The organism is Lunatimonas sp. (assembly GCF_020832325.1).
Lineage (GTDB): Bacteria > Bacteroidota > Bacteroidia > Cytophagales > Cyclobacteriaceae > Lunatimonas.
The window spans coordinates 205,424-222,886 of the sequence record NZ_JAFIEU010000013.1 but is presented as its reverse complement, the minus strand read 5'-3'; the positions used below and the strand labels follow the sequence as shown (position 1 = coordinate 222,886).

15 protein-coding genes are annotated in these 17,463 nt (G+C 47.6%); 6 read left to right on the top strand and 9 right to left on the bottom strand.

Annotation, left to right across the window (positions count from 1 at the left end; all coding sequences use genetic code 11):
* Window positions 1-504: 504 nt before the first annotated feature.
* Window positions 505-1,752 (bottom strand): Tm-1-like ATP-binding domain-containing protein, encoded by a 1,248-nt coding sequence (locus JJU34_RS05115; RefSeq protein WP_228691246.1) that lies wholly within the window; start codon window positions 1,750-1,752, stop codon window positions 505-507.
* 296 nt (window positions 1,753-2,048) lie between these two features.
* On the opposite strand from JJU34_RS05115, the gene JJU34_RS05110 reads away from it, so the two are divergent.
* From JJU34_RS05110 to JJU34_RS05100, 3 genes are all read left to right on the top strand, one after another.
* On the top strand, window positions 2,049-2,858 hold the full coding sequence (locus JJU34_RS05110) for a site-specific integrase (protein WP_228691245.1): 810 nt from the start codon (window positions 2,049-2,051) through the stop codon (window positions 2,856-2,858).
* The gene (locus tag JJU34_RS05105) at window positions 2,858-4,030 is read left to right on the top strand and encodes an IS91 family transposase (protein WP_228691244.1); all 1,173 of its coding nucleotides are present in this window, start codon (window positions 2,858-2,860) and stop codon (window positions 4,028-4,030) included. The genes JJU34_RS05110 and JJU34_RS05105 overlap by 1 nt, the downstream gene beginning before the upstream one ends.
* Before the next feature lie 376 nt (window positions 4,031-4,406).
* Window positions 4,407-6,344, top strand: coding sequence for a D-arabinono-1,4-lactone oxidase (locus JJU34_RS05100; protein ID WP_228691243.1), 1,938 nt, complete (start codon window positions 4,407-4,409; stop codon window positions 6,342-6,344).
* Here the strand turns inward: JJU34_RS05100 and JJU34_RS05095 are convergent.
* The 4 genes from JJU34_RS05095 to JJU34_RS05080 all read right to left on the bottom strand — a co-directional run bounded on the left by JJU34_RS05095 (window position 6,328) and on the right by JJU34_RS05080 (window position 10,724).
* A complete protein-coding gene (locus JJU34_RS05095) occupies window positions 6,328-7,287 on the bottom strand; it encodes a catalase (RefSeq protein WP_228691242.1) in 960 nt (319 codons plus the stop codon). The genes JJU34_RS05100 and JJU34_RS05095 overlap by 17 nt on opposite strands.
* Window positions 7,277-8,698, bottom strand: a complete 1,422-nt coding sequence (locus JJU34_RS05090; protein ID WP_228691241.1) for a peroxidase — start codon at window positions 8,696-8,698, stop codon at window positions 7,277-7,279. The genes JJU34_RS05095 and JJU34_RS05090 overlap by 11 nt, the downstream gene beginning before the upstream one ends.
* Before the next feature lie 3 nt (window positions 8,699-8,701).
* Complete coding sequence (locus JJU34_RS05085; RefSeq protein ID WP_228691240.1) at window positions 8,702-10,021, bottom strand: peroxidase; 1,320 nt, start codon at window positions 10,019-10,021, stop codon at window positions 8,702-8,704.
* Window positions 10,022-10,253: 232 nt separating this feature from the next.
* Entirely contained in the window at window positions 10,254-10,724 is a 471-nt protein-coding gene (locus JJU34_RS05080) for a GAF domain-containing protein (protein WP_228691239.1), read from the bottom strand.
* Window positions 10,725-11,107: 383 nt separating this feature from the next.
* Between JJU34_RS05080 and JJU34_RS05075 the strand changes: the two genes are divergently transcribed.
* Entirely contained in the window at window positions 11,108-11,650 is a 543-nt protein-coding gene (locus JJU34_RS05075; protein WP_228691238.1) for an META domain-containing protein, read from the top strand.
* Here JJU34_RS05075 and pncA read toward each other — a convergent pair.
* The 3 genes from pncA to JJU34_RS05060 form a co-directional block, all read right to left on the bottom strand.
* On the bottom strand, window positions 11,636-12,253 hold the full coding sequence (gene pncA, locus JJU34_RS05070) for a bifunctional nicotinamidase/pyrazinamidase (protein ID WP_228691237.1): 618 nt from the start codon (window positions 12,251-12,253) through the stop codon (window positions 11,636-11,638). The two genes, JJU34_RS05075 and pncA, sit on opposite strands and share 15 nt — an antisense overlap.
* A gap of 2 nt (window positions 12,254-12,255) precedes the next feature.
* Window positions 12,256-13,737 (bottom strand): nicotinate phosphoribosyltransferase, encoded by a 1,482-nt coding sequence (locus JJU34_RS05065; RefSeq protein WP_228691236.1) that lies wholly within the window; start codon window positions 13,735-13,737, stop codon window positions 12,256-12,258.
* Between the two features lie 88 nt (window positions 13,738-13,825).
* On the bottom strand, window positions 13,826-14,635 hold the full coding sequence (locus JJU34_RS05060; protein WP_228691254.1) for a DMT family transporter: 810 nt from the start codon (window positions 14,633-14,635) through the stop codon (window positions 13,826-13,828).
* Window positions 14,636-14,765: 130 nt separating this feature from the next.
* Between JJU34_RS05060 and JJU34_RS05055 the strand changes: the two genes are divergently transcribed.
* Window positions 14,766-15,218: a peroxiredoxin gene (locus JJU34_RS05055; RefSeq protein WP_228691235.1), complete on the top strand. Its 453-nt coding sequence runs from the start codon at window positions 14,766-14,768 to the stop codon at window positions 15,216-15,218.
* Window positions 15,219-15,270: 52 nt separating this feature from the next.
* Here the strand turns inward: JJU34_RS05055 and gap are convergent, their stop codons facing one another.
* On the bottom strand, window positions 15,271-16,275 hold the full coding sequence (gene gap / locus JJU34_RS05050; protein ID WP_228691234.1) for a type I glyceraldehyde-3-phosphate dehydrogenase: 1,005 nt from the start codon (window positions 16,273-16,275) through the stop codon (window positions 15,271-15,273).
* Window positions 16,276-16,498: 223 nt separating this feature from the next.
* Between gap and JJU34_RS05045 the strand changes: the two genes are divergently transcribed.
* The gene (locus tag JJU34_RS05045; RefSeq protein WP_228691233.1) at window positions 16,499-17,401 is read left to right on the top strand and encodes a bile acid:sodium symporter family protein; all 903 of its coding nucleotides are present in this window, start codon (window positions 16,499-16,501) and stop codon (window positions 17,399-17,401) included.
* Window positions 17,402-17,463 lie beyond the last annotated feature (62 nt).

Here is a 17,463-nt window from a genome sequence, read left to right as displayed (position 1 = left end):
GCAGACGTAGGCTTTTTTTTCCATGATTAATAGAGTTTAAAGATTGTACATGAAATAAAAATAAGCTATTTATCTAAAAATAAGAACGTTAATAGATGAAAAGTCAAAAACTACCGACGTAGGAGGTTTTGTTCAACACTTTTATTGGCGCTACCCAGTTGCGCCTATGTGTCCGAATTTGGTTGCATTGGCGCTACTCGGTTGCGCCTAATGCGCTGGGACTATAGCCCTATCCACAAGTCAAAAAAACTTGCCGGATCGGTTTCTCCCTTCAACAAGGGTAGGCCATACGCTGCAGCTAAAGATAAGCCATTATTATTCCCCAAAAAATACCCTGTTCGGGGTATTTTCTGGGACCGAATGGGCATTTTGGGAAGGTTGGATAAGCCTTTCGAGGGCGGAAAGGTATTTTTGAGACATATAACAATAGGGGGACCGGCGAGTACATCACTCAGGGTGTGTCCACTATCGGTTAACGGCAAAACAAGTATTTGCCATTAGCACCTAGCCAATAGACCGGTGCCGATTCAACAGGTCCATCAGCCGGTCTACCGCTACCTGGGCAAAAGCGGGATCGTTGATTGAACCCGGTACTTGGGTAACAGAAATGCCGGGATCAAGTGCTGCCATCAGTCCCTCCAAGCAGAATTGGTCTGCCTCGCTATCAAAAAACAAGCCGCCGGGGGATCCCACTTGGGAGAAGCCTCCTTTGGGCCAAACGACCGCAACCTGGGCGGCCAACGGATTTATCGTTTCGGCGATGTGCCTTCCCAATCGCTGATTTTCGGCCTTGTTGGTCCGCATGAGCGTCACATCTGGCGCCCAATGGTAAAAAAGACGCCCCTGAAACTGGGAGGGGACCGTTTCTGGCCTGCCAAAATTCACCATATCCAGACAGCCTGGCGCCACCACCATCGGGAGCCCTTGCTGTACGGCGGCTTTCATTCGGTCCGCTCCGGCACTTAGGATGCCACCGCAAAACTCGTCGGCAAGTTCGGTGGTGGTCAGATCCATCACTGCATCAAATACACCCTCCCGTATCAGCGCCTCCATGTTTCGACCTCCCACGCCATTGGCGTGGAACGCCATCACCTCAAAGCCGCGCGCTTCCAATAGCCGTGTGCAGGCGTTTACACAGTCCGTGGTATTTCCAAACATGCTGATCGCCACGAGGGGCTTGGTGTAGGCGACTCGGTCCCACTCCACCTCCACCATCGCCAGCAGTGCAGCGGCTGCTTGGTGGATGATCGGAAGGATGATCCGGTTGATGCCAGCTACATCCACTACCGATGGAATCAACACCACATCTTTCACTCCCACCGAATGGGACACATCTTTGGTAGCCAGGGTAGATATACAGAGTTTTGGTAGGCCCAGAGGCAATACCTGAATGGCTTTTAAAAACAAAAAGGTGCCTCCTCCCCCACCCATGCCGATCACACCCCTGAGTAGGCCTTGTTCCAATAACCCTTTTAGCCAGATTTGACACCCTGCAGCCAACTGCTCCAGCGCAAAACTGCGGTCCTTTCGGGACTTCAGCGCTGATAGGGTATAGCCGGCAAGCCCTGCAATCTCCTCGGATTCCACATCCACGGGAAAGGTACCCGTACTCTCGGAAATGCCCACATTGACCATTTGAATCGACGCAGCACTTGCCGTTAAGGATCGGTACAGCTCTCCATAGATTTCTCCTTTGGTGTCAAAGCACCCAATGACCACCAAAAAACCTTTCTTTGCAAACGTTGCTTCCATAATGGCTCCTTAAAACTATTCCCCTTTTGCAAATTCAAATACGTACAATTCTGCCAATATTCCAAAACCGGTAGGGTATCTGGCAAAAGGCAAGCCAGTAGCGACTACCTCCCCTGATTAGGATGGGAAGACGAAGAAAACCACAACGTATCCAACGGTTGAACAAAACCTCCTACGTCGGTAGTTTTTGACTTTTCATCTATTAACGTTCTTATTTTTAGATAAATAGCTTATTTTTATTTCATGTACAATCTTTAAACTCTATTAATCATGGAAAAAAAAGCCTACGTCTGCAGATGTATCAGGAGATGCAGATCAGAAACTACTCTCCAAGAAGTATCGAAAATTATATTTCCCAGGTAGCGTCAGTTTCCAGCCATTTTGGAAAAAGTCCGGACAAGATCAGCATATCCGAGCTAAAGGAGTATCTATTCCATAAGGTTGAGACGAAAGACCTGTCGGCTTCCAGTGTAAACCAGACCATCAGTGCCTTCAAAATTCTTTTCACGGATGTTCTCGGCAGGGAGTGGGACCCGGTAAAGATCAAACGGCCCAGACGCCCGAAGCCCCTCCCCGTCGTCTTTTCCAAAGAGGAGGTGTCCCATATCCTGGACAGAATCATAAACAGGAAACATTATTGCGTGGTTGCGCTCGCCTATGGCTCCGGACTGAGGCTGGGTGAGTTGGTTGCCCTCAAGTTTGGCGATATCGACGGCGACAGGATGCAGTTGAGAGTCCGTGGGGGCAAGGGAAACAAGGACCGGTATACCCTGCTGTCCGGGGAGCTGCTGGAAAAGCTCCGGGAATATTACAGGTATTACAGGCCCAAAACCTTTCTTTTTGAAGGACGGACAGCCGGTAAGGGCTACAGCAAAAGAACTGTCCAGGAGCTGTTCAAAAAGATTCTTAAGGAAAGCGGGATAAAGAAGGATGCCACTTTCCATACCCTCCGGCATACCTTTGCCACCCACCTTCTGGAACAGGGCACCAACATCAGGGTGATCCAGGAACTGTTGGGGCACAGATCCCTTAGGACGACCTCGGTTTACCTTCATGTGACCAATTTCGATCCCTCGAAAATCAAAAGTCCACTGGATGGCCTGTGATGGAAACGGTCAACAGAAGGAACGGGGGGGCGGAGCTTTCCGATATTCTGGGATCCCAGAAGGAAAGATTTCTGGGCACGGGAAGGCTTTGTCCGGACCAGGTGAAGGCATACAATGACATATTGGAGTGCAGGACCGCAAGTATGGGCAGCCACACGCTCACCTGCGACGGCTGCGGCCACATCAGGGTAAGTTACAACAGCTGCCGTAACCGCCACTGCCCCAAGTGCCAGTATGTAAAACAGCTTGTGTGGGTGGAAAAGCTGAAGTGCAGAATGCTCCCGGTAAGGTATTTTCACGTGGTGTTCACCATACCGGAATTCCTCAAGCCGCTGTTTTACCTCAACCAGCGGGAATGCTACGGGATGCTCTTCGCCGCTTCGGCACTGGCGGTGAAGAAGGCGGCATCGAACCCTGCCTTCCTGGGTGCGGACATCGGCTGCCTCTCGGTACTCCACACATGGGGGCAGGCGCTAAACTACCACCCCCATATCCATATGCTGATACCGGCCGGAGGGCTCGACCCCGACCAAATGGAATGGGTGGCTGCCAACAAGAAGTTTTTTGTACCCGTGAAGGCACTCTCCAAGATATTCAGGGGCGTATTCATGGAAAAGCTTTTCCAAGCTTTGGGGGCAGATCTGCTCAGGATACCTGAAAAACAGAAAGGCATGTACACCGTGCCGGAACTCTTGAAAAAGGAAGCCTATTCGAAGATGTGGCATATCTATATCAAAAAGACGTTCAAGGGGGCCAACCAGGCTGTTGGGTATCTGGGCAGGTACACTCATCGGGTGGCCATCAGCAACAGCCGGATACTGGCCGTCGGGGACGGCACGGTAAAGTTCAGGTGGAAGGATTACCGGGACGGCAAAAGCAAAACCATGGAACTTCCAGGTGCCGAATTTACCCGCAGGTTTATGCAGCATATACTCCCCGGCGGGTTTTACAAGATAAGATACTACGGGATCATGTCTTCGGCGAACAGCAAGACCAAAATGGATGACTGTTTCAGGCTGCTAAACGTGGCAAGGTTCATTTCCTTTTACGAGGGGTTGTCCACCTATGAGATTTTGGAGGAAATACTGGGCAGGGACCTGTTCATGTGTGGAGAATGCGGTACCGGTAGGATGGTTTACGGCCTCGCCGGGGAAAAGGGCAGGGATCCCTGAAGCTGCCCTGTGAAAAAACGTTCTTTGAAAACATGGGAAAAAATGAAAACGGATCAACGTTAATGGGAAAGGACTGCCCTTAGCGAACCGGAAATATCCTAGATCTGGGCGTTTCAGTAGTCTATGCGGATGTTTTGGTCACCCAACCGCAAAAATGACCCAAAAAGGGAAACATAAATGCCCATAGACAGGCCCCCGGTTTCGTCCAACTAAGTTTTAACCGCAATCTAGGAAGCCTTAAATCAGATAGTAATTTTTTTTGGCTAGATTGCGTTTAAAACTCTTTACGTTAAAAAACAAGCACAATCATATGAACTAAAAATAAAAAACAGTATATTGATGGGTAAATTAACCTAAATCAAAACGAATATTTCAGATGTCGGGATCTAGCAAGTTACTCAAGAAGAAAAAGGGGCCACTCAGCGTGGGCTGGGAGTTTACCAGACTGCTTTTTACGTTGATTTTCAACAGCGAAAAGCTCCCTGCACAGATAGACCGACTGGATGACGCACTGACCAACCACTGCACCCGCAAAAACAGGACACGGTGGGTAAACCGGATCAATGCCCTCACCCGTCCGCGTTTTGTCAGACGGCTAATCGAAAAGAAACTCAATAAAAATACGCCACTGCACGAATGCGTCCATCTGACCCTGGATGTGGAGCTTTCGCACGACAAGATTTTTCATAAAGAATCCACTTTTCGCCAAAAATGGGCCAATTGGTATGAAAACCATTGCTCCGAGCCATTGAAGTTTTTTATTCCAGGCAGTGGAACCTTTCCAGAATTTGACCCCAAATGCGACAGCCACCTAGTATATGACTACGATGCGGTATTGGAGGTAATCGGAGAAGTGCTGCAGGCGGAGGAAAGCGGTCGGCAAATCCGTGCCTTGGGCTCGGGCCACGCCCTGACGCCCGTCGCCCAGTCCGACGATTATTTGGTTTGCACCCAATACCTCAATGTCACCAACCGTCCTGCCAAGGAATTTATCAAGGCGGCCTACCGGGATGGTTTTGAGGTAACCGTGAATTTTGGCAACACCACGGCGAAAGAAACCCATTATCTATTCGAAACCAGCGGGGGCACAAAAATACGGCACTTAATCGAGGTACTTGAAGAATACGGCTGGTACCTGATGAACCAAGGGGGATCCAGCATACAATCCATTACAGGAGCACTGTCTACCTCTACCCACGGGTCAGGCATAGGCCTTGGTCCGATTCCCTCCATGGTGCGATCCATCACCTTCGTAGGTACAGGAGGCAAGGCGTACCGCGTTGAAGCCACAGACGGCATCACCGACCCTGTTCTTTACGATGGAAAGATCCCCGGATCAGATAGACACATCGAGCTTATCCAAGACGACGAAACGTTTCATGCTGTGCTGGTAGGTGTGGGATGTATGGGCATCGTGGTTTCCATGATCCTAGAAGTACAGCCTATCTTTCGGCTTTATGAAGAGCGACGATTGAGAAACTGGGAGGATGTAAAAGAAGAAATGATGAATGCGCCCGACTTGTACGCTTACCTCAATGCGCATCGGCACTTTGAGGTGTTGATCAACCCCTACATCGATACGGACGCAGAACTTGATCCAAAAAGAAAGTGCTTGGTGACTACAAGAGATTATGTAAAGGCCAGTGAAAACCACCCCAATGCTAGAAAAGAACGAAACTACCTCTCCAGTTTTATCTCCGGCATCAATATTTCCGGCAAGCTCTCGCCTTGGGTTTTTAACCGAAACCCTGACGCCATCCCAGGTATGATCAATAATTCCCTGCACCGGATCGAAGACTATGCCGAACGGGGAGGTGGTTTCGAGGACATCGCCAGAAAAGTACTGGACCAAGGTCTGGGAGAACTGAAATTCTACGGCTTTGCTACCGAATATGGGGTAGCCCTGAACAGGGTGGCGGATGCCGTGGACCTTATTCTCCAGGTTTGCGAAGAAGCCATTCCCTACCGGCATTACCTGGCCGCTCCTTTTTCCTTGCGTTTTGTTAAGCACTGTCCCGCCCACCTATCCATGATGAATACCGGTGACATCTGCATGATCGAGCTGGTCAGCGTGCGTGGCGTGACGGGTAGTTACACGTTGTTGCGGAAACTGGAAACTGCATTGATTGCCTTTGGAGCCATTCCGCACTGGGGACTTTCGGTACTGCCTTGGGCTCCCGAGATGGTCGAAAAAGCATTTCCAGCATTTCACCTTTGGAAGAACTACCAGCACAAATTTGGTGGCAGAACGTTCCTAAATCCCTTTATGGAAGACATCTTAACGATGCCCCCACAACCTACTTCTCCTTCCTAAACGCGGCCAATTCACGGTAAACAACCCTTCGGGCTAGGTTTATTTCACCTACTGGCTCGTGATCTACCAATCCCATCCAAGGCGAAAACTCCAACGATTCCCCAAACGCGTGCCGTTCAGGCGTATCAAACACTTGCTTTGGCAGTGTCAGCAAGGCAACCGGAATCAAGGTCCCTTTCCATACCTTTGAAGTATCGTTCAGAGGTTGATGACGGGGATTCTGGTGTAGCTGAACATGCAGCGTAAAAGAGTAGTCGGTATCCTTCAAGTCGGTTTTTAGCTGTTCCCTTAAAAAATCGGAAGAGCGGGACGTATTGAGGGAATAGCCCAATTCGGGCTGATTGGACTTCAGTACAAACTTGGCATACTGGCCCGATCCCATACGAAACGCCGCACCTGAAAAATAATCCTCTGCCAAAAGATTGTCGTGTTTGGCTGCATACCGCAACGTCAAAAACAAACTCCGCCAGTGTAGGGGATTCAACGCAAACAGAATTCTGGGTAACAAACCACCTAACACTGCTCCCATGGCTTTCCTGTAAAGCCGAATGGAAGATGCTGAGAGAATTGGGCTGGTGGTCAGCAAGAAATTTTGCGTCGCCATGCGAAGTGGGTCTTCCTCTTCGAGTAATTCCCCAGGTACCTGAAGTACCTTGATAGCCAAACCCCTACCCGATCGACCCCGGTCAGACCCAACCTTTGGTGGGGCGTTCGATAAACGTACCCAAGCCTCGTAGACGCCTACTTCCTTAAATAGCCCTACCCTCAAGGGTTCGGGTAGGTCTGAAAAAACGGAAAGCTTACCCTGAAGGCAACCATGCATCTTGGGATGAAAATTTCTTTTATGGGATACTCCAGCATATTCCTTCGCCAAAAAGGACTTCATTGTCTGAAGGATTTTAGCCAGATCCTGATTTTGCTGGGGCGTTAGTTCAGATTCCATCGTAATTTGCGATAAATTGACAGGCTTTCAATCCGGGAAAGAAGAAATACGCACCTCCCCTAACTTTCACAAAGTTGGGCATATTTTCCAACCTCCTCCTAATTGGGTAGGCAGGTATACTAAACCGATCTGTAATCACTTGATCCTTTTGGTAATGGTTTCCGATAATGGGGTCTGCGTCCTGTTCGGAACCTCCAAACTTGTGGAAGTTTACCCAGTTGTTTTGCACAAACTCAAACTGCCTGCGCAAATCGGTAACCAGACAGATAAAATGTAAACCCCGCTCCTTGCCATCTTCTTGGGCTATCATTAAGTCGCTCACTTCCATGGTTTCTGCTAGGGGTTCTCCATAGGGACGCCCTTTTCGTAGCATCAGGTGTTTGGCCACCATTTCCGCAGAGTCCTTTTGGCTGGTTTCCGTAACCAAATGATCGCGGGGATTGGTTCGTCTAATGTGCGAACCCAACGGACATTTCAGGCCGGATCGGTCTTCCTCCCAATACCCGAAATCATTTTCTTCTGCCAAGGATGGGTCACTGGCAAACGGACAACGAACCAGGGGTGATCCATCCGGCCAGCGCCCGACCATCTTGGAAGCCAATGCAATGGCTTCATCCGTCGTTTGTGCCTGGGATTTCAAATAATCCCAAAAACGTACCACTTCCTGCTGCATTTGGCGGAAGACCAAATAGGTGCCGTTTCGCCCCAAGTCCATGAAGTCCGGATAATCGGGATGCGGTAGCAGCACCTGCGATCCAGGAGAATCCTTTGACACAAGCGGTGAAGGAGCATATTCATCATAGAGGTTCTTATATCCCATAATAAACTCACCCATCGGATAGGTTGGCGCATTGCCCGTATCCTTGCTTTTGACCAACTCGGTGATTAGCGGTCTGGAAATATCGTCCCGAAACCCAAAATGCTCTTTCTGATCGTGTAGCATCCCCGTGGGAAGGGAAATACGCAGTATCACCCCAAACGAAGAAGCTCTAGTCAACTCCGTTGTTACCAACTGTCCCAAGGCCTCGTCATTTGGCGCAAAGAGCATTAATAGCAGATGAATGTCCGAGGGGTCCCCACCCCAAGCCCAATCATTTGGGGCATGCTCGCCGGTATCTCCCAAGATAAACTGTCTGTGAGACTCCGTCATTCCTTCCCTAAATTCCCTGCTGAAACTGCCCAAGGTAAATGCAGGCAGCTGCAAAAAGGCTAGCCCGGAATAGGTAAACGCCACCTGACGGGCTACTTCGGGAGCCTTATCTCCCGCATGCGTCACCAAAGGCATCAGCTCTTTCAGGTACGCTTTCGTCTCCTGCACCCCAGTAAATCGCATCAACACATAGTGTGCATGGGGTAGGTGGCCATGTCCGCGGATGGCCAAGCCTTGCATATCCGTTAGTTCCAATTCCATCTGCTATATCCTAAGTAACCATTCACGAATTTCATCATCCTTCATTTTCTGGAATAATCCCTGACGAAATGCCCGGTTATTTTTCAGGTTTTCTACACTCAGCGCGTCGTTATAGGCATACCAGCACTGGGTAATTTGCTGGTGGGACCTGACGCCCTTCATGTACTCACTGCGGTGATTGTATTGCTTGTGTACCAGCCACCGCGTGGCCGGAAATCCAAATGCGTGGCTAAATATTACGGCCATATTCATCGTCCTGCGCTCGCTGTCTACAAAATCATGCGCATAAGCCTCCGAAATATTGTCAAAGGTGGCAATGAAGACCAGCCGCTTTCCGCGATCTGTCTGCAGCCACCGGGCGGTATGAACAGTGGGTATATAGGAAAAATAACGGATCAAAAATACCAGCCTCAGCGAGACCGCCAAAAAAACCCGCCTAATCCATCCCTTCTTGAGCGGTGCAATTACGGTCATCTCATTGATAACGGGGTTGGTCTCACGGGTTACGATATCTCGAATACGCTCATCGGGTGCAGCCGAACCAGGTATATGGGGATTGCGTTCGTTTAGGCGCAGTAATAACAGCAGTGCCAACATACCCAATACAAATACAGGAAAGAACCAGGCCAATATATCCAGTGCTTTGGAGTCCATAAAAAACCGAAGGATCAACGAAACCAATGAGGACGCCATCAGCAGAGCAAACAAACCCAAGGGTAGCAACATACGCACCTTATCCCAACGCAACCCAGATACGCGCCTGCGAGTCCATTGAAAACCCGGATGTCCCTGCAAAAAGTTTTCAATCAGGTCCTTCATCTCTGCCGGGCTTTTCGAAGTAAGGTCTACCTCTTGAGAGAGGTTGGCTAGGTGCTGAAATACTTCTTCCTTTACCAAGGCCTCCTGCTCTATATCCCCGGTTGCAATAAATTTGAAGCCCGAATAAAAGGTGTTGGGAATCGATTTCTTCCGTAAAAAAGCTACCCAATCCACTTTCCCACCAGCCGAAAACTCATCGCTCAAAGAAAATACCTGATGCAGCATGGCCGGAAAACAAGCCGCCAACTCCCGAAGATGATTTCTTCTATTGCCCACGTAGCTCGTCATCAGTAGGATTCTTGCTGGCAGCTTTTCCACACCCGCGTAAACCTGCTGGGGAAGAACCAGCCAACTTAAAAACAGCACCGAGGGGATTTTTTCTTGGAAATCCGCCCGATTTTCCTTCAATTCCCGGTTAAGCTGATCCAATAGCAGCGCCACAGCATCAACCTGTTCCTCCGCAATTGTGACTGTGACGGTAAGCCCTCTGTGAATCCTAGACATGAAAATGACATCGTGTTTGTCATAAATATAAAAAATAAAATAAAATATTTCAAAATGATTTAAAAACAATCTTTCATTTTGACCACCGACGATTGTAAAAATATACCCATCGATATCACGATTCTCAAAAAATAAGATCCTGCCTGATTAGAGTCCCTACCAGTACCTGCAAAATGAGCGAAGGCTTAAATGCTTTCTACCCTACATGCTGAACGCTGATCGCCCCCTAAACTTAGGAAACCTTTTTGGCCATAGCACCGGCAATGGATAATAAATTGGCAACCTCCTCCTCGGTAAATTCATATGGTTCCTTTTTGGCTATTCCCAAAGTTCCATACAGCGCTCCGTCCACGAGTAGGGGAACCGTAATTGCACCCTCCACTTTGGTATCCTTTGCTCCCGGCCTTACTACACCAGATTCGTCGGTCTGTAGGTTGCAGACCTGCACAGCTTCTTTTCGTTCTGCGGCAATGCCAGCCATGCCTTTTCCCACGGGAACTACAGACATTTTGGGAAGCAAAAACTCCGGAACTCCCACTTGGGCTTTTAGCTTTAAAAGGTCAGTCCCCTCTTCTAGAATATGGATCGTGCCAGTCGTGCAGTCAAAACAAGTCAATGTTTCCTGCAGCCAATTTGCCCACAAAAATTGGTCGCTACCGGAAATAGATTCTTTCAGTTGGGTAACAGGTGCATTTTCACTCATAATAGGTTGTCTTTTGATCATTCCAAAAAAACCTCCGCTCGCCGCGATCAACCTCCTCTCCGAAGGCACCGTTAACTGCGATAGGATAGCAAAATTCTTTATTTCGCCGCCACGCCCTAAAGATAGAAAAATCCACCAATGAATTAAAGCCAAATCGAACCTTCGCGCAAGGTCAATGCTATTTTTAGGGCAAGGTAGAGCTAGTTCATACCGGTAGATGCATTCCAGTAAATCTTTGCGGATTTTCTAGTCGGCTGAAAAGTAGTCAAACTACTATAAACTTAGGTAATATATTTTGATTTTCCATTCTTGGCAAATTTTTTGCTATAAATTTTCTTTAAAGTATTTAATTATTATATTTCCTACACAAGAACCCAATAACCATGAAAAAGCTCGTCGTCTTTCTTTCAGCTTTACCTTGGCTGCTTGCTACACTTGCGTACGCACAATCTGAAAATCAGGCTGAGGACGAAGATTCCCAGCTTCTGCCAAAAATCACTACCGTTGCCGAATTGGAGGGATTATGGGAAGTCCATTCGATTTACGACAAGTTTCAGCCTTTTGAGGTGTTGTTCCCTGGAAAAAAACCCCGGCTTTACTTTGACATGATCAACCAACAAATCCTTGGATACACGGGGTGCAACAACTTTAGTATTTTTACCCACCTGCAGGGAAATGAAATCGACGTGATGGGCTTTTTGGGAATGACGAAGGCTTGGTGCGACGGGGATGGAGAGGACATCTTTCTTACACTCTTAAAATCCGCCCATACCTTTGCTATCAGCGATGAAGGACACCTGACATTTCTGTGTGGCAACTTAGAGATTATGCGGTTAGAAAAAGTGGATGAAACACAGGATGACCACCCTTTTGGGCCGCCGACGATGCTGACATTCAAAAACCCTCACTTATTATTGGCTAACTGATCGGGATTCGATCACTTGCGCTCCGGCCTGTATCATTTCGTCGATAGCCAGTAGGCTATCCTGCTCGGAAAGGTTCACGCCCTTGGTGGCGTCTACTACCACCCACGTATCAAATCCTTCCAATAGCGCGTCGATCACGGTGAATTTTACACAATAATCTGTAGCCAACCCCACCACAAACACTTCGTTAACCCGTTCCTGTTTTAAAAAACCCGCTAATCCAGTATCTCCCATGCGATTGTTATCGTAAAACCCACTATAGGAGTCAACCATCCTATTGGTGCCTTTTTGAAATACCTTCGTCCAGCGAGATTGGTCCAAATCCCTATGAAAACCAGCACCTTCCGAACCCTGCACACAATGCACAGGCCATAACACTTGATCCACTCCGGACAGTTTTATTACCTCTCCAGGATGGGTTCCGGGGTGATTCGCCGCAAAGCTCCCATGGTCCGCCGGATGCCAATCCTGAGTGGCTACTATCAAATCAAATTTTGGCTGGATTGAGTTGATGACAGGGATTACCTTGTCTCCATCGCGTACTGCCAGTGCTCCTCCCGGCAAAAAATCGTACTGTACATCCACTATGATCAATGCTTGCATACCTATTCGGTGATTTCTGATGGCTTTGATTTAAGCACTAGGTTTGTTCTAAGTTCGTACAGGGACTCCTCCAGACCCACCGGATAAATATGGGGATTGGTGAGTCGTTTGTGGGTCTTGTCAAATTGGGACAACCTATCCAGGGTACTTTGCCGGATACGATGAATATCCGGTCTATGATAGACTTTTTTCCCCTGTTTAAATATCGGCACCAACAGGATCTTTTCCTCTGTCTGCGCCGTTTGGATGCGCTTGCGTCGGGTCGGATCTATGGGGTCGATGATGGTCACGGTCTCTTTTGGACCCAATCCTTCAAGGTAAATCATATCCCCTATTGCCTTCCCGTTAACCATGTATCGCTTCACATTGTGGTATCCGGGCACATTAATCTTTACAGACTGCTGAGAGAGTTTGATCTTGGGCTGCCACTCACCCGAAGGGTCTTTCATGGCCGACATTTTATATACTGCTCCTAGGGCCGGTTGATCGTAGGCAGTCACCAATTTGGTCCCTACTCCCCACACATCGATGGATGCCTCCTGGAGTTTTAAAGAGGTGATGATATGCTCGTCAAGGTCGTTGCTGGCCACGATTTTAACCTCTGGAAAGCCGGCGCGTTCCAGCATTTCCTTGGCTCGATTGCTAAAATAGGCCAAGTCTCCGGAATCAATACGTATCCCCTTTAGCGACTTTCCCTTGGCCTTTAGCTGCCTGGCCACCTCTATGGCGTTTCTCACCCCAGTCAGCGTATCGTAAGTATCTACCAATAACACCGTATTGTCCGGAAAGGACTCGGCATAAGCCTCAAAGGCTTTCAATTCGCTATCAAAAGACATGATCCAACTATGGGCATGTGTGCCGGACACCGGAATTCCAAAGAGCTTTCCGGCCATCACATTGGAAGTAGAAGAACAACCTCCGATATAGGCGGCACGACTTGCGGCAAGTGCACCGTCTATGCCCTGTGCCCTGCGCAGCCCAAATTCCAACACCGGGTCTCCCTTTGCTGCCAATACAATTCTCGCCGCCTTGGTTGCGATCAATGTCTGGAAATTGATCATGTTCAATACCGGTGTTTCCAGAAGCTGGCATTGGATCAAAGGTCCCTTAACCCGCAACAGCGGCATGTTTGGAAATACCACTTCTCCTTCTTCCACGGCATCGATGTCGCAGGAAAATTCCATTCTACGAAGGTACTCGATAAAGCCCGACTCAAATGTGCTAGAACCATCGCCGTTTTTCATTTCTTCCAAATACCGTAAATCGTTTTCATGAAACGAAAAATTACGGCAATAGTCTATCACATAATCCAGGCCCGCGGCAACGGTGAAGCCACTTTGAAAAGGATTCTTACGAAAAAAAAGAGAAAAAACCACCTCCTGTTCTGCCTTACCAGATTTCCAATACGCATACGCCATGGTAAATTGGTAAAAATCGGTAAGCAAGGTCAAAGAACCCTGGTAGAGATCTCGGGTAATTTTCATATTCAAATAAGGATGCGTGTCAAATACAAACCCAAATTTAATTCTTTTGACCACAAAAGACGAAAATAACGTCCCTTATTCCGCTAAGCTACTTTCCAGAAAAACGTACGTTCAGTATCACTCCACTCAACACCAACAACATTCCGGTGTAAGTAAGCAAGTTATAGGTCTCGTCAAAGAAAACATAGCCAAAGACCAGGGCATACACAATGCCGACGTAGGTAAGACTAGCTACCCTAGACAGATTGGCATTTTGATAAGCCATGGTCATAAAGTACTGTGCAAATTGAGTAAAGATGCCAATTCCCAACAGCAATACCCAGTCCCAACCCGATGGCTGCACCCAGCCAAAAAACGATATCAAGGCAGCTACGGGAGTGGTTACCAGTGGAAAATAAAATACGATTACCAACGGGTGTTCCGTATTCTTCAGTTTTCGGATCACGTTATAGGCTAAGCCTGAAAACAGGGCAGATGTCACTCCAATAACCAGAAAAACAGGGTCGATACGTGGATCGAACCCTTCTATAATCAACACACCGGTAAAAGCTATGGCGAAGTAAAGAAACTGAATGGGTTTTACCCGCTCTTTAACGATGAAAATTCCCAATACCGAAGTGAATATAGGTGCCATGTACTGAATGGTTACCGCACTTGCCAACGGGATATTTTGAAGCGTATAGAAAAAGGTTATCAACCCCACCGAACCAACCACCCCTCGAATGATCAGGAGCTTCTTATTGTTGCCAAAAAGAGGTATCTGTTTAGCTTTTAGAATCAGGTAGGTAAAAACAAAGCTAAATACGGACCTAAACAGAATGATCTCTATAGCAGGTATATGTGGAAGGAATTTTACCGTCACATTCATGCAGGCAAAAAACATCCCCGCCAAAAGCATGTGTTGTACACTTTTCGAGCTCAAAGATGCAGGAGTTTTGGTGAGTATTGGCTAGCCATGGCACGAGACAATTTTTTGAAGATAATTTGAAAACCTTTGCGATCTGAGGTTGTTTACTAAAATAAAAAACATGGCGTTAAAGATTGGCAGCAAAGCACCGGATTTCGTCCTCCCCTCTACTTCTGGAAAACTTTTCAAACTCTCAGAGGACTGGAAAGGTACAGGTGGTATCATCTATTTCTACCCAAAAGACTTCACCGGCGGCTGTACCGCTCAAGCCTGTGAATTTCGGGATGAATTTGAGTCCTTTCGGGATTTGGACATTTCCATCGTTGGTATCAGCAAAGACACCATAGCTACCCATCATAAATTCAAGAAGGAATATAATCTGCCTTTCGAATTGCTGGGTGACGCACGAGGCAAAGTATGTAGAGATTACGACGCACTCATTCCACTGGTACAGTTACCTAAGCGTATCACCTACCTAATCGATGACAAACACGTAATACGTGCCATCCACCAAGATATGTTTGATGGCAAATCCCATATTCGGGAAATGATCGCCCAACTACAAAAAACATAAAAAAAGAAACCGGACAAATCGCCCGGTTTCTTTTTTTCTAAACAGATCGTGTTTATTTACTGGCAATGTACTGAAGCAAGTCCACCACTTTGTTGGAATATCCCCACTCGTTGTCATACCAAGAGACCAGTTTCACGAAAGTAGGGCTCAATTGGATACCCGCGCCTGCATCGAATATGGAAGTACGCGCGTCTCCAATAAAGTCGTTGGAAACAACTGCATCTTCGGTGTATCCTAAGATACCTTTCAGATCTCCTTCAGAGGCTTCTTTCATTTTAGCACAGATCTCCTCGTAAGTAGCTGGCTTGGCAAGTCTAACAGTTAAGTCCACTACCGATACGTTGGGGGTAGGTACTCGAAAAGACATACCTGTCAATTTACCGTTTAGTTCAGGGATCACCTTACCAACTGCTTTGGCTGCTCCAGTAGATGAGGGGATGATATTCTGACCTGCACCGCGTCCGCCTCTCCAATCTTTGGCTGAAGGGCCATCCACTGTTTTTTGTGTAGCAGTGGTAGCGTGTACAGTGGTCATCAAACCTTCTTCCAATCCCCAATTGTCATTGACTACCTTGGCGATAGGCGCCAGACAGTTGGTGGTACAGGAAGCGTTGGATACAAAGGTCATGTCGGATGTATATTTGTCTTCATTTACACCCATCACAAACATTGGTGTGTCGTCCTTAGATGGTGCAGACATGATAACTTTCTTCGCACCGGCATCGATATGGCCTTGGGCAGACTCTTTGGTTAAAAACAAACCGGTAGACTCCACGACATACTCTGCGCCGATCGCTCCCCAGTTCAGGTTTGCGGGATTTTTTTCCGAAGTCACTCGGATGGCGTTACCGTTTACGATCAGCTGCCCGTCTTTTACCGCTACGTCTCCTTTGAACTGTCCGTGAGTAGAGTCGTATTTAAGCATATAGGCCATGTAGTCTACATCAATGAGGTCATTGATGCCTACAATCTGTACATCTTCTCTTTCTTGAGCTGCGCGAAACACAAGTCGTCCGATTCTTCCGAATCCGTTAATACCTACTTTAATTTTTCCCATAATATTAGTTGTTCTTTACTTTATATATACTTGTTGCGTTAGGTGTTTAAAAGTAATTTCCTGCTAAACAGCGCGACGTCAAAATTCCAACCATAAATAGTGAAAACGAAGTGAAATTTTGCCGTTTCGAAATTTTCAACGGTCAAATTTATCAATTTTAATAATAGTAAGGAAATTTTACCGCATGCTTTTATTCCATATTTTTGGGGCTCAACAATGCGATATGCTGGAAGAACTGGATCAAAGTGTACTGGATTTTAATGGAGACTCACTTTTTCTGATGAATGTCTCACTTGCAGTTATCATGTTTGGTGTCGCGCTTGACATTCGAAAAGAGGATTTCCTTTACCTCCTAAAAGCCCCAAAACCCTTTTTCCTAGGGGTATTGGCGCAGTTTGTGCTACTTCCTTTGCTTACCTTTCTGCTCGTATCGTGGATCCGACCAATTCCCAGCGTGGCCTTAGGGATGTTTCTGGTAGCGGCCTGCCCCGGCGGCAACATATCCAATTTTCTGAGCAACTTCGCCAGAGGAAATACTGCTTTATCGGTAAGTCTCACCGCCTTTGCTACAGCTTTTTCGATCGTGCTTACCCCTTTTAATTTTGCCCTATGGGCGGGGTTCTACACGCCTGCCGCCCCCCTGTTGGAAGCAATCAGTCTAAACTATCAAGACGTTTTCCAAACGGTGGCGTTGATCTTAGGAGCTCCGCTGATACTGGGAATGTACGTGAGGCATCGATTCTCCCTATTTGCGCAAAAAGCCAGCCACGTTTTAAAACCGCTGAGCATCGCTATTTTTGGTGCCATCGTAATAGTGGCTTTTTATAGCAACTACGATTTATTCCTAAAATTTATTTTATTAATATTCGGTTGGGTATTGGCGCACAATGGCGCAGCGTTGCTTTCGGGCTTTTCGCTGGCCAAGATCTTTGGGCTAAGCATCGAAGACACCAAGACACTTACCATCGAAACAGGCATCCAAAACTCAGGCCTTGCGCTGGTATTGATATTTACCTATTTCGACGGGCTGGGCGGGATGGCCATCATTGCCGGGTGGTGGGGTATCTGGCACATCGTTTCCGGTCTTACGGTGGCAACCCTGTGGAAACCGAAAAGGAAATTGTGAGGATGCGCTTCCATCAGCGGCCGTCTAGATTGGATTTCCACCATTTGCCCCGAAAGAGGGAC

Bases quoted from the DNA above. Each gene is read 5' to 3' on its own strand.
- JJU34_RS05115 (WP_228691246.1), bottom strand. From the start codon at position 1,752: ATGGAAGCAACGTTTGCAAAGAAAGGTTTTTTGGTGGTCATTGGGTGC.
- JJU34_RS05110 (WP_228691245.1), top strand. From the start codon at position 2,049: ATGTATCAGGAGATGCAGATCAGAAACTACTCTCCAAGAAGTATCGAA.
- JJU34_RS05105 (WP_228691244.1), top strand. From the start codon at position 2,858: ATGGAAACGGTCAACAGAAGGAACGGGGGGGCGGAGCTTTCCGATATT.
- JJU34_RS05100 (WP_228691243.1), top strand. From the start codon at position 4,407: ATGTCGGGATCTAGCAAGTTACTCAAGAAGAAAAAGGGGCCACTCAGC.
- JJU34_RS05095 (WP_228691242.1), bottom strand. From the start codon at position 7,287: ATGGAATCTGAACTAACGCCCCAGCAAAATCAGGATCTGGCTAAAATC.
- JJU34_RS05090 (WP_228691241.1), bottom strand. From the start codon at position 8,698: ATGGAATTGGAACTAACGGATATGCAAGGCTTGGCCATCCGCGGACAT.
- JJU34_RS05085 (WP_228691240.1), bottom strand. From the start codon at position 10,021: ATGTCTAGGATTCACAGAGGGCTTACCGTCACAGTCACAATTGCGGAG.
- JJU34_RS05080 (WP_228691239.1), bottom strand. From the start codon at position 10,724: ATGAGTGAAAATGCACCTGTTACCCAACTGAAAGAATCTATTTCCGGT.
- JJU34_RS05075 (WP_228691238.1), top strand. From the start codon at position 11,108: ATGAAAAAGCTCGTCGTCTTTCTTTCAGCTTTACCTTGGCTGCTTGCT.
- pncA (WP_228691237.1), bottom strand. From the start codon at position 12,253: ATGCAAGCATTGATCATAGTGGATGTACAGTACGATTTTTTGCCGGGA.
- JJU34_RS05065 (WP_228691236.1), bottom strand. From the start codon at position 13,737: ATGAAAATTACCCGAGATCTCTACCAGGGTTCTTTGACCTTGCTTACC.
- JJU34_RS05060 (WP_228691254.1), bottom strand. From the start codon at position 14,635: ATGCTTTTGGCGGGGATGTTTTTTGCCTGCATGAATGTGACGGTAAAA.
- JJU34_RS05055 (WP_228691235.1), top strand. From the start codon at position 14,766: ATGGCGTTAAAGATTGGCAGCAAAGCACCGGATTTCGTCCTCCCCTCT.
- gap (WP_228691234.1), bottom strand. From the start codon at position 16,275: ATGGGAAAAATTAAAGTAGGTATTAACGGATTCGGAAGAATCGGACGA.
- JJU34_RS05045 (WP_228691233.1), top strand. From the start codon at position 16,499: ATGCTGGAAGAACTGGATCAAAGTGTACTGGATTTTAATGGAGACTCA.